General features: G+C 73.6%; 10 protein-coding genes and 1 pseudogene. 7 read left to right on the forward strand and 4 right to left on the reverse strand.

Annotated elements, in window-relative coordinates; genetic code table 11:
• Positions 1–763, forward strand: a 763-nt coding sequence (locus IE318_RS20840) for an MFS transporter (protein ID WP_229903636.1), incomplete at its 5' end; no start/stop codon positions are given.
• Between the two features lie 101 nt (positions 764–864).
• On the opposite strand, the pseudogene IE318_RS46530 reads toward IE318_RS20840, so the two are convergent.
• Positions 865–2192: pseudogene (locus IE318_RS46530) on the reverse strand (low temperature requirement protein A).
• Between IE318_RS46530 and IE318_RS20850 the strand changes: the two are divergent.
• Positions 2191–2955, forward strand: a complete 765-nt coding sequence (locus IE318_RS20850) for a crotonase/enoyl-CoA hydratase family protein (RefSeq protein ID WP_189902518.1) — start codon at positions 2191–2193, stop codon at positions 2953–2955. The pseudogene IE318_RS46530 and the gene IE318_RS20850 sit on opposite strands and share 2 nt — an antisense overlap.
• A 19-nt stretch (positions 2956–2974) precedes the next feature.
• Here IE318_RS20850 and IE318_RS20855 read toward each other — a convergent pair whose 3' ends face one another.
• The 3 genes from IE318_RS20855 to IE318_RS20865 are packed head-to-tail and all read right to left on the reverse strand — an operon-like array spanning position 2975 to position 7096.
• Entirely contained in the window at positions 2975–4213 is a 1239-nt protein-coding gene (locus IE318_RS20855; protein ID WP_189902520.1) for an NAD(P)/FAD-dependent oxidoreductase, read from the reverse strand.
• A 52-nt stretch (positions 4214–4265) separates the two neighbouring features.
• Entirely contained in the window at positions 4266–5669 is a 1404-nt protein-coding gene (locus IE318_RS20860; RefSeq protein WP_189902522.1) for an FAD-dependent oxidoreductase, read from the reverse strand.
• Positions 5666–7096: an FGGY family carbohydrate kinase gene (locus IE318_RS20865; RefSeq protein WP_189902524.1), complete on the reverse strand. Its 1431-nt coding sequence runs from the start codon at positions 7094–7096 to the stop codon at positions 5666–5668. The genes IE318_RS20860 and IE318_RS20865 overlap by 4 nt, the downstream gene beginning before the upstream one ends.
• Positions 7097–7488: 392 nt before the next feature.
• Here IE318_RS20865 and IE318_RS20870 point away from each other — a divergent pair, with 392 nt between their 5' ends.
• From IE318_RS20870 to IE318_RS20890, 5 genes are all read left to right on the forward strand, one after another.
• Positions 7489–8496, forward strand: coding sequence for a hypothetical protein (locus IE318_RS20870; RefSeq protein ID WP_030168011.1), 1008 nt, complete (start codon positions 7489–7491; stop codon positions 8494–8496).
• 37 nt (positions 8497–8533) lie between these two features.
• Complete coding sequence (locus IE318_RS20875) at positions 8534–10063, forward strand: amino acid permease (RefSeq protein ID WP_189902527.1); 1530 nt, start codon at positions 8534–8536, stop codon at positions 10061–10063.
• 197 nt (positions 10064–10260) lie between these two features.
• Entirely contained in the window at positions 10261–11352 is a 1092-nt protein-coding gene (locus IE318_RS20880) for a mechanosensitive ion channel family protein (RefSeq protein WP_189902566.1), read from the forward strand.
• Between the two features lie 56 nt (positions 11353–11408).
• Complete coding sequence (locus tag IE318_RS20885; protein WP_189902529.1) at positions 11409–11915, forward strand: DUF4186 domain-containing protein; 507 nt, start codon at positions 11409–11411, stop codon at positions 11913–11915.
• Positions 11916–12039: 124 nt separating this feature from the next.
• Positions 12040–14259, forward strand: coding sequence for an NADP-dependent isocitrate dehydrogenase (locus IE318_RS20890; protein ID WP_189902531.1), 2220 nt, complete (start codon positions 12040–12042; stop codon positions 14257–14259).
• The last annotated feature ends 252 nt before the right edge of the window (positions 14260–14511 follow it).

Genomic DNA, 14511 nt, shown 5'->3' on the forward strand with positions numbered 1-14511 from the left:
CGCGATGGCGAACGTCAGCGCGAACACCGTGACCATCAGGCCGATGCACGCGTCCGGCACGTGGAGGGAGTCACCCATGGGTGCCCCGAGGCCGACGACCGCGAGTGAGGCGGTGCCTCCTCACCGCGGCATCCGCACCGTGCCCACCACGCTCGCCGCGACCGCCCTGTCGATCTGCGGCGTGTTCGTGATCTACACCTACCTGGCCTGGTTCGCCGACCGCACCTCCGGGATCCACGTCTCCACGGTCACCACCGTCTACCTGATCTTCGGCGTCGGAGCGGTCGTGTCCAACATGGTGGCCGGCCGGCTGATCGACCGTATGCCGCCGCTGCGGATCGCCGCCTTCTCGATGGCCGGGCTCACGGTCGCCCGGGCGGTGCTCGCGGTGCTTCCCGGTGTCGTCGCACGCACGCCGGCCGGGGCGGTGGTGCTGTGCCTGGTCGTGGCCGGCTGGTCGCTGGTGGGCTGGATGTTCAACCCGGCGCAGCAGCAGCGGCTGCTGACCGTGGCCGGTCCGCTGGGGCCGGTGGTGCTGTCGCTGAACGCGTCCACGATCTACGCGGGCCAGGCGGTGGGCGGCGGCCTCGGCGGTCTGCTGCCGGCGCACGGCCCGAGCGCCCTGCCGCTCGGCGCCTTGGGCTGTGTACTGGCCGCCCTGGTGTTCCTGACCCTGTCCGCCCGGCCGGCGCGCCGCCGGACCGCCGCCGCCCCGGCGACGCCGGACCCGGGCCCCGCCGCGCGGGTACGGCAGATCCCCTGAGGGAACGCACCAGCCCACACGCGCCGCCTGATACCCGGCTCAGCGCCACGCTCGGCCCGGCGGGCGTGCACGCGTCACATGTCACGTGTCACGCGTTGCCGTCACGCGTCACGCTGCCTCAGCACCAGCGGCACGCCCCGGCCTGAGGTCAGCAGCCAGTGCTCCAGGGCGTTGACGGTCACCAGCAGCCCGGCGGTCAGCGCCGTGGTGGCCAGGGCGGGCAGGAGGGAGGCCGCCCAGGCGGTCGCGAACAGCGCCAGAGCACCGTAGAAGCGGGTCACGGAGGCCGCGCCGAACATCCTGCGGCGGGTGTAGCAGAAGGTGAGGGTGAACAGGCCCGCGCCGCCCGGCAGCAGCCCGGCGGCGAGACCGTGCGGCGTCGCCAGCGGAGCCTGGACGGCGCGCTGCGCGCCCACGGAGACCAGCAGCAGGCCGGCCACCAGGACCAGATGGCCGTAGCTCAGCACGTCCCGCACCACCACCGCCGGGGTCGGATGGGTGCGCAGGGCGTGGGCGATGGCCGAAGCCGCCAGGTGGAAGTAGAGCCACCACAGTGCGCACGCCGTCAGGAAGGCGAGCACGAGCGCGGCGAGGTTCGCCGTGTCCGTGCGCCGGTCGCCACGCCCGCGCCCACGGAGAACACGTTCTCGCCGAGCGCGATGATGACGAACAGGCCGAACCGCTCCGGCAGATGGTTCACGCCGAACGCCAGTCGGCGCAGATGGCCGCTGAGGAGGCGGGGCGCGGCGATCTCCGCGGCCACAGCGGCGACCCAGCTCACGGAGCGCCAGGTTCCCGGCAGGGTCGCGGTGCCGAACAGGGCGAGCGCGAACGCCAGTCCGGCGCGGTAGGGGTGGATGGTGTACAGGGCGCACTCCCTGCGGATGGCCTCGCCGATGAGCAGCCGGAGCGCGAGATAGCTGCCCGCGTAGAGCAGGGCCTGCTCGCGGTCGCCCGGGGCGTGCGGCGCGGCCACCGCCATGCCGTACACGGCCAGGCCGGACAGGAGCAGGAAGACCCGCTGGGTGTTCGTCTCGTGGACGGCGTTCATCGCCATCACCACGTCCACCCAGGCCCACCACAGCGGCACCAGCACCAGCAGGCTCCGTCCGAGCACCGGCCAGTCCGGGTGCCCGGCGAGCAGGTGCGCGATCTGACTGACGGCGAAGGCGAGCACCAGGTCGAAGAAGAGTTCGGTCCATGTGGCCCGGTCACGCGCCTGCACGGCCGGGGAGGTCGCTGCTGCGTCTGCTTCGGTCACTCCTGTATGGCCGCACGGGTGGGGGCCGGGGCTCGCGCGACGGGACGCGTCGGGCCGGACTGCCGCAAGTCCGGCCGGTGGCTGTGCGAACTCACCGGGCGGATAGTCTTCCCTCTCCCGTCGGGGACGACGTCGGGGAGAAGCCGAGGAGAAGGGGCTCTTCACCATGCCGGTACGCGTCGAGCGTCAGGGGTACGTCACCACGGTCGTCCTGTCCCGGCCCGAGGCCCGCAACGCGGTGGACGGTCCGACCGCCGCCGAACTCGCCTCCGCCTTCCGGGAGTTCGAGGCGGATCCGGGGGCCAGGGTGGCCGTGCTGTGGGGCGAGGGCGGCACGTTCTGCGCGGGCGCGGACCTGAAGGCGATCGGCACCGAACGGGGCAACCGGGTCGCCGAGGACGGCGACGGTCCCATGGGTCCGACCCGGATGCGGCTGTCCAAGCCGGTGATCGCGGCGGTCGCCGGGCCTGCCGTGGCAGGCGGGCTGGAGCTGGCGCTGTGGTGCGATCTGCGGGTGGCGGAGGAGGACGCCGTGTTCGGCGTGTTCTGCCGCCGGTGGGGCGTGCCGCTGATCGACGGCGGCACGGTCCGGCTGCCCCGGCTGATCGGCACCGGCCGCGCCATGGACATGATCCTCACCGGACGGCCGGTCCCGGCCCGCGAGGCGTACGACATGGGGCTGGCGAACCGGATCGTCCCCAGCGGCCGGGCCCGCGCCGAGGCGGAGGAACTGGCCGCCTCCATCGCCGGGTTCCCCCAGGCGTGTCTGCGCTCCGACCGCGCCTCGGTGCTGGACCAGGAGGGGCTGGACGAGCAGGCGGCCCTGCGGGGCGAACTCCTGCACGGCATGGGCGTGCTGTCGGAGAGCCTGGAGGGTGCGGCTCGGTTCGCGGCGGGCGCCGGACGCCACGGGGCGTTCCCGGAGGCCTGAGACGACGTGCCTGCGGTGCTCAGTCGACGGTGATGCGGACCGGGCCGCCCTTCGCATCGACGCGGTGGGTCCAGCGTGCCGTCAGGGTGAGGGTCGTGCGGTAGGGGACCAGGGCTGACGGCAGCGAGGACCGCACGCGTACGCGGTCCAGGGTGCGACCGTCCTGGGTGACGCGCAGCACCCGGCGGGTCAGGGGCTCGGTGGAGCGCAGGACGTAGCGGCCGTGCCGGTCGGCCGGGGTGACGCGGTGCGGCGCGATCCAGCGCAGGGGTTCGGAGACCACCAGCGGTACCGCGCCCGGCCAGTCGCCTCCGGCCAGCCACTGGCGCACCGCGCCGGCCGCGCGCGCACCCTCCCGGGCCGCCGTCGCGGCGCTCCCGACCGGGTGCAGCACGCTGCCCACGGCGAACACGCCCGCGCGGGAGGTGCGCAGGGCGCCGTCCACGGCGGGTCCGCGCGTGCCCGGGTCGCAGACGAGGCCGCCACGGCGCGCCAGCTCGTGATCGGGCACGAAGTCGCCGGTGAACACGACGGTGTCGCAGGGCAGCACGGCCGAGCGGCCGTCCCGGTGGCGCACACGGACGCCGGACAGCCGTCCGTGGCCGAGCAGTTCGGTGACCGTGGTCCCGGTGAGCAGCGGTACGCCGTGGCGCAGCCGGGCGTCCAGGGCGCGGGCCGGTGCGGCCTGGGCGCGGGGCAGGTCGGTGACCATGGCGACGACGCGTGCGCCCGACGCTCGTACGGTGGCGGTGGCGGCGTAGGAGACGTCCTCGGCGCCGACCACCACGGCACGGCTGCCGATGCGCTGCCCGTACAGGTGCACGGCCTGCTGGAGTTCGCCCGTCGTGCAGACCCCGGCGGGCCGGGTGCCGGGCACCAGGCGTGCGGCGCGGGGGCGTTCGCGGGCGCCGGTGGCCAGGACGATCGCCGCGGCCTCGATCTTCTCCGGGCCCCTCGGGGAGACCGTGGTCAGGGCCAGCGGGCCGGCCCAGTCGAGTGCCGTCACCCCGGTCCGTACGACGGCCCCGGCGCGTGCCGCGCCCTCGGCGAGGAGGCGGGCGTAGGACGGTCCGGTCAGCGGGTGCGTCCAGGTCCCGAAGCCGCCGTGCGCGCAGTGCCGGGGCACGCCGCCGGCCTGCTGCTCCCTCTCCAGCACCTCCACGCGGCCCGCGCCGGCGGCGGCCAGGCGCGCGGCGGCGGCGAGCCCGCCGGGACCGGCCCCGACGACCAGCACGTCGACACGGCGCACGCCGCTCATCCCGCCGCCTCCCCGCACGTGCCGCTCATCCCGCCGCCACCTCGCACGCCGGTCACCTCGTCGCCTCCTCGAACAGTGCGCGCACCGCCGCGCCGCAGTAGAAGCCCTGGCAGCGGCCGGCGCGGGCGCGGGTGCGGCGGCGCAGTCCGTCGAGGCCGCGCGGCGGGATCGTACTGGCGAGCGCGTCGCGGATCTCGCCGCGGGAGACGCGTTCGCAGTGGCAGACGAGCGTGCCGTACTCCGGGTCGGCGGCGATGAGGTCGGCCCGCTGGTGGGGGCGCGGGAAGGCCTCGCCGAGGTTCGGCATCCGCACCGGTTCCAGGTCCCGTGCCGGGCCGGGGTCGAGTCCGGCGTCCGCCAGCAACTCCACGACGTGGGCGGCGATGGCGAGGGAGGCGGTCAGTCCGGTGGAGCGGATGCCGCCGACGGTGACGTACGAGTTCTCGCGATGAGCGGCGATCCTGTAGTCCTCGTGTCCGGTGGCGGCGCGCAGGCCGGCGTAGACGGCGGTGACCTCTTCGTCGAGCAGCTCGGGCAGGATGCGCCGGCCCTGCTCGCGCAGGGCGGACAGGCCCTCGGCTGTGGATCCGGTGGCCCGCTTGTCGTCCAGGTCCTCGGCGGTGGGGCCGAGCAGGACGTTGCCGTAGACGGTGGGCGCGACGAGGACGCCCTTGCCGAGGGCGGTCGGAACGGGCAGCAGGATGTGGCGGACCAGGGGTCGGGCGAGCTTGTCGAAGACGATGAGCTGGCCGCGGCGCGGGGTGACGGTGAAGTCCTGGCGGCCGAGCAGCCGGTCGAGGGTGTCGGCGTGCAGTCCGGCCGCGTTGACGAGGAAACGGGCGCGCAGGGTGCCCCGGTCGGTGTGGAGCAGGTGCTCTCCGTCCTGCCGGCTCGCCCGGGTGACACGGCAGCCGAGGTGCAGGTCGACGCCGTGGCGGACCGCCTGTGTGGCGTAGGCCAGGGTGGTCGTCCAGGGGCAGACGATGCTCTCGCCGGGGACGTGCAGGGCGCCGAGAGCGCCGGGGCCGAGGTGCGGTTCGCGCGTGTACAGCTCGTCGGGGCCGACGATGCGGGTGTCTCGGTAGGCGTTGCGCTCGGCCTTCTCGGCGAGCCGGGGCAGCCGGGCGAGCTGGTCCGCGTCCCAGGCGACGAGGAGCGCGCCGACCGGTTCCACCGGGATGCCGGACTCGGTGGCGTACGCGGCGAGCATCCTCGCGCCCTCCCGCACCAGCCGTGCCTCCAGCGACCCGGGGACCGCGTCGAACCCGGTGTGCAGGATCGCGGTGTTGGCCTTGGAGGTGCCCTGGCCGACGTCGTCCTGGGCCTCCACGAGGGCCACCCGCAGCCCCGGGTGGCGGGCCAGGGCGCGGGCGATCGCGCAGCCGACGACGCCGGCGCCGACGATCGCCACGTCGTACGGCCGCTCGGGCAGCGGCCCTTGCGCGGTGACCGTCATGAGGCGAGCAGGGCGGTGACGGCGGTGCGGAAGGCGCCCAGGCGTTCGGCGGCCTCGGCGGCGGAGACGCGCGGTTCGTGGACGGCGGCCGGTTTCCACTCGGGCAGGGCGTCCTCCACGGTCAGGCGGTCGTCGGCGCCGAGCCGGGCGACTGCGGCGGCACCCAGCGCGGTGGCCTCGGGCAGCGCGGACACCTCGACGGGTCGTTGCAGCAGGTCGGCCTGGGTCTGCATGAGCAGGGCGGAGCGGGTCAGACCGCCGTCGACGCGGAGGGAGTCGAGGGGGCTGCCGAGGTCGGCCGCGGCGGCGTCGGCGAGCTCGACGACCTGGGCCGCGATGCCCTCGCACAGGGCGCGGACCAGGTGCCCGGGGGCGGTGTCGAGGCCGAGTCCGGTGAGGGAGCCGCGCAGGTCGCCGCGCCACCAGGGGGCGGCCAGTCCGGCGAGCGCGGGGACGAAGGTGACGCCGCCGGTGTCGGGTACGGCGCCGCCCACCGGGTCGAGATCGGCGGCCCCGGTGATGACGCCGAGGTCGGTGAGCCAGCGCACGGCGGAGGCGGCGGTGTACACCTGGCCGTCCAGGCAGTGGGCGGTGCGCCCGGCAAGGCGCCAGGCGACACAGCTCACCAGGCCGGAGGCGCCGCGCCGGGGTGTGTCCCCGGTGTGGGCGAGCAGGAACGCGCCGGTGCCGTAGGTGCACTTGGCGCCGCCGGGCCCGGTGACGCGCTGGGCGAGCAGGGCGGCCTGCTGGTCGACGATCAGGCCGGTGAGCGCGATGGCGGGGCCGAAGGCGGTGGTCGTGCCGATGTGCGCGGCGTTGTCGACCACCTCGGGGAGCCTCTCGCCGGACAGTCCGTAGACCTCCAGGGCGCGCGGCGACCAGGTGGCGCGGTCGAGGTCGAGCAGCTGGGTGCGTCCGGCGGTCGCCGCGTCGGTGACGAAGGCACCGGTGAGCCGGTGGACCAGCCAGGCGTCGGAGGTGGTGACCACGCCGTCGCGGGTGAGGTGACGGCGGATCCAGGCCATCTTGGGCGCGGCGAAGTAGGGGTCGAGGGGCAGCCCGGTCAGCCGCCGTAACTCCTCGGCGTGCTCGGCGAGTTCGTCGCAGACGCGCTGCGCCCGCCGGTCCTGCCAGACCAGCGCGTCGGTGAGCGGCCGGCCCGTCGCCGGGTCCCAGGCGAGCACGGTCTCGCCCTGGTTGGCGAGCCCCATCGCCGCGACCGGTTCGCCGGCCTCGGCCAGCGCGCGGCGTCCGGCGTCCAGGACCGAGGCGTACAGCTCGGCGGGGTCGACCTCGACCAGGCCGCCGGACAGGTGGCGGGGGCGCACGGGGGCGAATCCGGTGCCGAGGACTCCTCGTTCGGGGCAGACGACCAGGGCCTTGGTGCCGGACGTGCCCTGGTCCACGGCCAGCACCGCGCCTGTCATCGTGCCCCTTCCGCCCGTGCCGCCGACGATCACCGCGACGACAGCCTGCCGCGGCCCGCAGGACCAGTCAAGCAGCCCACCCGGCCGCTTCGCAGTACCGGTCGAGCAGCGCCTCCGGCCGCCCCGCCGCACCTCTCCAGCCGCCCTTACCGGTTCTTACTCGGTGGTCAACTCATCAGTCGCATAACGGAGTTCTGGAGGACCGGCAAAGCCCCCGGTGATCCGGAACGGCGGCCTCTATAGTGACCGCCGACCCGCACCGCTCCTCGATACCCGCCCTGAGGAGGGCTGTTGTTACTCCACCCTGCCGTCCAGAGCCGGCCCAGGGTCTTACGTCCGGATCGGTCCGGCACGATCCGCACGAGGGGCCCTGAGCGCGGAGCGGACGGCTGATGGCGCGCGGCGATGGGGCGCGGCCCGCCTACGACCCCGCCGGCCATGACACGGAACTGCGCGCCGCCCTGCAGGATCTGCGCACCGGGCGCTGGATGGCGATGCGGGACCTGCTGGAGCGGACCACGGCCTGGTGGCAGTGGACCGCGCGCACCCAGGTGCTCGCGGCCGCGGCCGCCGGCACCGACGTGGTGCGCGCCTGGCGGGCGGAGGAGCCCGAGAGCGTGCCGGCCGCGGTGATGCACGCCCGGGTCGCCGTCGAACGGGCGCTGCGGGCACGGCGCGAGAGTCACCGCCGTACGCACGAACTGTGGATCGAGGCGTGGGACGCGAGCCACACCGCCACCCGGATCGCCGAGCCGGACCCGGTGCCGTGGGTGTGCCTGCTGGCGCTGGCCCAGCTGGACGCGGGGCTGAGCTGGGAGGAGCACCGGGTGGCGGCGCCGGAGCCGACGCTGCCGGTGGGTCCGTGGGGGCTGCTCGCCGAGGCCGGCAAGCGGGACCCGTGCAACCGCGAAGCCCATCACCGCATGCTGCAGTTCCTCTACGCGCGCGGATCGTCCGGCCGGCTCGCCGAGGCGGCCGGTTACGCCCAGTGGGCCGCGGCGTCCGCGCCGCCCGGCTCGGCGTTGCACGTGCTGCCGCTGTACGTACGGGTGGAGCGGTACCGGCGCGGCGCCGGGCAGGACGCCGCGCTGGATCTGCACTGGGTGGCGGAGGACGCCACCCGTGAGGCGCAGGAGGCGCTGGACACCTGGTTCGCCCGTAGCGGCACCGCCGAGCGGTCGCCGCTTGACCTCAACCACCTGGCGCACGCCCTGTGGGGTGCGCTGCGGTTCCGCGAGGCGGCCCGGGTGTTCGACGTGCTCGGCCCCTACTGGACGCCCCTGCCCTGGGTCCACCGCACCACCGATCCCGGCGACCCGGCCCGGGCCCTGGAGGTGTTCCTCCAGGCCCGTGCCCGCTGTCGTGCGGCGGCGGACGACGACCCCGGCCGCCGCTTCTAGAGTCCCCCCACTTCGTCGACCCCTCGGAGGTCTCCGCATGTCCCCCACCTTGGAGCCGGCCCCGTCCGGCCCGGAACAGCACGACGAGGAACGGCGGCTGCGCGAACTCGGCTACCGTCCGGTGCTGGCCCGGCGCATGGGCGGCTTCGGCAACTTCGCGATCAGCTTCTCGGTCATCTCGATCCTGTCCGGCTGCATGACCCTGTACGGCTTCGGCCTGGGCACCGGCGGCCCGGCGGTGATGCTGTGGGGCTGGGCGGGCGTGGGGCTGTTCGTCCTGTGCGTGGGCCTCGCACTGGCCGAGGTCACCAGCGCCTACCCGACGTCCGGCGCCCTGTACTACATGGCGGACCGGCTCGGCGGCCGCCGCTGGGGCTGGTACACCGGCTGGCTGAACCTCCTCGGCCTGCTCGGCGCGATCGCCGGCATCGACTACGGCGCCGCCCTGTTCACCGGTGCCTTCGCCAACCTCCAGTGGGGCTTCCATCCGACGCCGGGCAGAACGATGCTGATCTTCGTCGCGATCCTGCTGCTGCACGCCGTGCTGAACCTGTTCGGCGTCCGCCTGGTCAGCGTGCTCAACTCGGTCTCCGTGTGGTGGCACCTGGCCGGGGTGGCGCTGATCGTCGGCGCCCTGGCCATCGTCCCCGACCACCACCGCTCGCCGTCCTTCGTGTTCACCACGTTCGTCAACGACACCGGCTGGTCCAACCCGCTGTACGTGGCCGCGATCGGGCTGCTGCTCGCCCAGTACACGTTCTCCGGCTACGACGCCTCCGCCCATCTGTCGGAGGAGACCTCGAACGCCTCCGTGTCGGCGGCGCGCGGCATCGTGCGCTCCATCTGGGTGTCGTGGCTCGCCGGTTTCGTGCTGCTGGCCGGGCTGACCTTCGCCATCCAGGACTACGACGCCACCCGCGACAGCGCCACCGGGGTGCCGCCCGCGCAGATCCTGCTGGACGGCCTCGGCACGGACGGCGCGAGCGCCCTGCTGCTCGTCGTCATCGTCGCCCAGCTGTTCTGCGGCAACGCCGAGGTGGCCGCCGCCAGCCGCATGGTGTTCGCGTTCAGCCGGGACCGGGCCCTGCCCGGCTCGGCGCTGTGGCGCAGGGTCAGCAGCCGCACCCAGACACCCGTCGCGGCGGTGTGGTTGTCGGTGGCGGTCGCCTGTCTGCTGGCGCTGCCCTCGCTGTACTCGGCCACGGCGTACGGCGCGGTCACCGCCATCAACGTCATCGGCATCACCCCCGCGTACGCCATTCCCGTGCTGCTGCGGCTGCGCGCCGGTGACCGGTTCCAGCCTGGACCGTGGCACCTGGGCCGGTGGAGCAGGCCGGTCGGCTGGGTGGCGGTGGTGTGGGTGGCGCTGGTCACCGTGCTGTTCTGCCTGCCGCAGTCGTCGCCGGTGACGGTCGACACGATGAACTACGCCTCCGTGGCGCTCGCCGTCGTCCTGGTCCTGGCCAGTGTGTGGTGGTACGTCGCCCGCCGCTCGTACGGGACGCCCACCGCCGCGGCGTACGGCACGGAGCGCGATCAGGCGGAGCTGGCCGAGGGCATCATCTGAGGGCCGCCGCCGTACGAACTGCCGTGCGAGATACGGCAGGATGGGCGAGCGCGCCGGAGGCCGTCTCTCCGCTGGGGCTGCCGGGTCCGGCGCGTTCGCACATTCCGTGATCGAGCAGGTGAGAACGTGACGCAACTTCACATCCGGCCGCCGGCGGCCTCGTGCGCCGCAGTACGTCTCCCCGGAGGTGACCGATGATGAACCGCGCCGTGACCCTGGACGACCTCATGCTCGCCGGCATCGCCGTGGCCGCGGGCCTGGCGGCCGCGTTCCTGTCGCGCACGCTGCTGCGCTGGCTGGCCAAGCACGCCAAGCGGACCCGCTGGAGCGGTGACGACGTCATCGTGGACGCGCTGCGCACGGTCGTGCCGTGGTCGGCGATCGCGGGCGGTGCGGCGTCCGCGGCGGCGGTGCTGCCGCTGACCCGCACGGTGCAGCACCATGTGAACCAGATCCTCACCGTGCTGCTGATCTTCGTGGTCACCCTCTCGGCGGCCCGGGTGATCGCGGGACTGGTGCGGACGGTGACGCAGTCCCGCTCCGGCGTGGCCGGATCGGCGACGATCTTCGTCAACATCACCCGGATCCTGGTGCTGGCGATCGGCTTCCTGGTGGTGCTCCAGACGCTGGGCATCTCCATCGCGCCGCTGCTCACCGCACTGGGCGTGGGCGGCCTCGCCGTCGCGCTCGCCCTCCAGGACACCCTCGCCAACCTGTTCGCCGGGGTGCACATCCTCGCCTCCAAGACCGTCCAGCCGGGGGACTACATCCGGCTGAGCACCGGCGAGGAGGGCTATGTGGAGGACATCAACTGGCGGCAGACCACGGTCCGCCAGCTCTCCAACAACCTGGTCGTCATCCCCAACGGGCAGCTCGCGAAGACGAACATGACCAACTACACGCGGCCGGAGCAGCAGCTGACGGTCCTGGTGCAGGTGGGGGTCGGCTACGACAGCGATCTGGAGCACGTGGAGAAGGTGACCTCGGAGGTGGTCGCCGAGGTGATGACCGAGATCACCGGTGCCGTCCCCGAGCACGAGCCCGCCATCCGCTTCCACACCTTCGGCGACTCCCGGATCGGCTTCACGGTCATCCTGGGCGTGGGCGAGTTCAGCGACCAGTACCGGATCAAGCACGAGTTCATCAAGCGCCTGCACAGACGATACCGCCATGAGGGCATCACCATCCCGGCCCCCACCCGCACGGTGGCCTTCCAGCAGGGCCCGGCGGTGATCCCGCAGCAGCGAAGCGGCGACGAGGCGGGAAGGGGCACCACGGCCTTCGGCTAGGGTTCCGGGCTTCTCGCGGGCCGACCGGGCGCGGCGGTCCTATGCTCGAAGGCGGCATGACGACTTCCGACCCGCACCCCAGGCCGTCCGGCCCGCACCCCACGGCCGCCGACCCGCACCCCAGGCCGTCCGGCCCGCACCCCACGGCCGCCGATCCGCACCCCGCGCCGGCCGACCCGCACCCCTCACCGGCCGGCCCGGCCGCCCGCTCGCTCGACGAGCGGCTGGACGCGATCGCGCGCCAGCCGTTCCGCGCGAAGTTCCACCTGAGAGGGCGGGACCGGGTCACCGCGGAGCTGCGGGGTCCCGCCACGCTGCGGTGGCACGCACGGGACCTCGTCGCCCGCCGGCTGGCGCCGGCCGCGCCGTACAAGGACGGCAAGCAGACGCCGTACCGGGGCCACCCCGTCTTCGTCGCCCAGCACGCGACCGCGACCTGCTGCCGCGGCTGCCTGCGGAAGTGGCACGGGATCCCCGAGGGACGGCAGCTGAGCCGTGCCGAGCTCGCCTACGTGGTGGACGTGATCTGCCGCTGGATCGAGCGCGAGGTGGCCGGCGGCTGAGCCGGCGCGGCCGGAGATCGGGCCGCCCCGCCGGCGGGACCCGGTCCGGGCCCCTGTCGAGCCGGGGGCGATCACGAGATATCTTGATGTCGAGCAATGTTGCAGACGTGGAGCGGAGCACCCGGTGACTGACTCGACCATCATCTACACACACACTGACGAGGCCCCGGCCCTGGCGACGTATTCCTTCCTGCCGGTGGTCCAGGCCTACGCCGGGCAGGCCGGTGTGGCTGTGGAGACCCGTGACATCTCGCTGGCCGGGCGCATCATCTCGGTGTTCCCGGAGTACCTGAACGAGGACCAGCGGATCCCCGACGCGCTGTCCGAGCTGGGCGAGCTGGCCAAGACGCCCGAGGCCAACATCATCAAGCTGCCGAACATCTCGGCCTCCATCCCGCAGCTGAGGGCCGCCATCGCCGAGCTGCAGGGCCAGGGCTACGCGCTGCCCGACTACCCGGACGACCCCAAGACCGACGAGGAGCGCGAGATCCGCGCCCGCTACGACAAGGTCAAGGGCTCCGCGGTGAACCCGGTCCTGCGCGAGGGCAACTCCGACCGCCGCGCCCCCGCCTCGGTGAAGAACTACGCCAAGACCCACCCGCACCGCATGGGCGCCTGGACCGCCGAGTCCAAGACCAATGTGGCGACCATGGGTGCCGACGACTTCCGCTCCACCGAGAAGTCCGCCGTCATCGCCGAGGACGGCGCCCTGCGCATCGAGCTGATCGGCGACGACGGCTCCACCACGGTGCTGCGCGAGTCGGTGCCGGTCAAGGCCGGCGAGGTCGTCGACGCCTCCGTGATGCGCGTGGCCGCGCTGCGCGAGTTCCTCACCGCGCAGGTCGCCCGTGCCCAGCAGGAGGGCGTGCTGTTCTCCGTGCACCTGAAGGCCACGATGATGAAGGTCTCCGACCCGATCATCTTCGGTCACGTGGTGCGCGCCTTCTTCCCGAAGACGTTCGCGAAGTACGCCGAGACCTTCGCCTCGGCGGGCCTGACCCCGAACGACGGTCTGGGCGGCATCTTCAAGGGCCTTGAGAGCCTGCCGAACGGCGACGAGATCAAGGCCTCCTTCGACGCCGAGCTCGCCGAGGGCCCGGCCCTCGCGATGGTCGACTCCGACAAGGGCATCACGAACCTGCACGTCCCCTCCGACGTGATCGTCGACGCCTCCATGCCGGCCATGATCCGCACCTCCGGCCACATGTGGGGCCCGGACGGCCAGGAGCACGACACCCTCGCGGTCCTGCCCGACTCCAGCTACGCGGGCGTCTACCAGGCCGTGATCGAGGACTGCCGCGCCCACGGCGCCTACGACCCCTCGACCATGGGCTCCGTGCCGAACGTCGGCCTGATGGCGCAGAAGGCCGAGGAGTACGGCAGCCACGACAAGACGTTCGAGATCCCGGTCACGGGCACCGTCCGCCTCGTCGACCAGGCCGGCAACGCCGTCCTGGAGCAGACGGTCTCCGCCGGTGACATCTTCCGCGCCTGCCAGACCAAGGACGCCCCGATCAAGGACTGGGTGAAGCTGGCCGTCACCCGCGCCCGCGCCACCGGCGACCCGGCCGTCTTCTGGCTGGACTCCACCCGCGCCCACGACGCCAACCTGATCGCCAAGGTCGAGCAGTACCTGCCGGAGCACGACACCGAGGGCCTGGACATCCGGATCCTGAACCCGGTCGAGGCGACCAAGCTGTCCGTGGAGCGCATCCGCCGCGGCGAGAACACCATCTCGGTCACCGGCAACGTGCTGCGCGACTACCTGACCGACCTCTTCCCGATCCTGGAGCTGGGCACCAGCGCCAAGATGCTGTCGGTCGTCCCGCTGATGGCGGGCGGCGGCCTGTTCGAGACCGGCGCCGGCGGCTCCGCGCCCAAGCACGTCCAGCAGCTGGTCAAGGAGAACTACCTGCGCTGGGACTCCCTCGGCGAGTTCTTCGCCCTGGTGCCGTCCCTCGAGCAGTACGCCGGGGCCACCGGCAACACCCGCGCCAAGGTCCTCGCCGACGCCCTGGACCGCGCCACGGCGACCTTCCTCAACGAGGACAAGTCCCCGACCCGTCGCGTCGGCGGCATCGACAACCGCGGCAGCCACTTCTACCTGTCCCTGTACTGGGCGCAGGAGCTGGCCCGGCAGACCGAGGACGCCGACCTGGCCAAGGCCTTCGCGCCGCTCGCCGAGACGCTCGCCGCCAACGAGCAGAAGATCGTCGAGGAGCTGATCGCCGTCCAGGGCAAGCCGGCCGACATCGGCGGCTACTACCAGCCCGACCCGGCCAAGGCGGCCGCCGTCATGCGCCCGTCGGCCACCTGGAACGAGGCCCTGGCGTCCCTGAGCTGACGCCCGCCGCCTCCCGTCCCACGGGACCCCTGACCGCCCCGGCCGAGCACCACCCGGCCGGGGCGGCACCGTCCCCACCCACCCGACGCAAGCGCGCCCTCCCGGGCCAGCTCACCCCGCAAGCGCGCCCTCCCGGGCCGCCTCACCCCGCCCCGGAGCCACCCCAACCGTCCACACCGGAACCTTCCGGCCTGATCAGCTCTGTCGCCCGGAGGCCGCCCGAGCCCACCGGCCACCGCCCGGACGGCCAGG

Source organism: Streptomyces spiralis (genome assembly GCF_014654675.1).
GTDB lineage: Bacteria > Actinomycetota > Actinomycetes > Streptomycetales > Streptomycetaceae > Streptomyces > Streptomyces spiralis.

Bases quoted from the DNA above. Each gene is read 5' to 3' on its own strand.
- IE318_RS20850 (WP_189902518.1), top strand. From the start codon at position 2,191: ATGCCGGTACGCGTCGAGCGTCAGGGGTACGTCACCACGGTCGTCCTG.
- IE318_RS20855 (WP_189902520.1), bottom strand. From the start codon at position 4,213: ATGAGCGGCGTGCGCCGTGTCGACGTGCTGGTCGTCGGGGCCGGTCCC.
- IE318_RS20860 (WP_189902522.1), bottom strand. From the start codon at position 5,669: ATGACGGTCACCGCGCAAGGGCCGCTGCCCGAGCGGCCGTACGACGTG.
- IE318_RS20865 (WP_189902524.1), bottom strand. From the start codon at position 7,096: ATGACAGGCGCGGTGCTGGCCGTGGACCAGGGCACGTCCGGCACCAAG.
- IE318_RS20870 (WP_030168011.1), top strand. From the start codon at position 7,489: ATGGCGCGCGGCGATGGGGCGCGGCCCGCCTACGACCCCGCCGGCCAT.
- IE318_RS20875 (WP_189902527.1), top strand. From the start codon at position 8,534: ATGTCCCCCACCTTGGAGCCGGCCCCGTCCGGCCCGGAACAGCACGAC.
- IE318_RS20880 (WP_189902566.1), top strand. From the start codon at position 10,261: ATGAACCGCGCCGTGACCCTGGACGACCTCATGCTCGCCGGCATCGCC.
- IE318_RS20885 (WP_189902529.1), top strand. From the start codon at position 11,409: ATGACGACTTCCGACCCGCACCCCAGGCCGTCCGGCCCGCACCCCACG.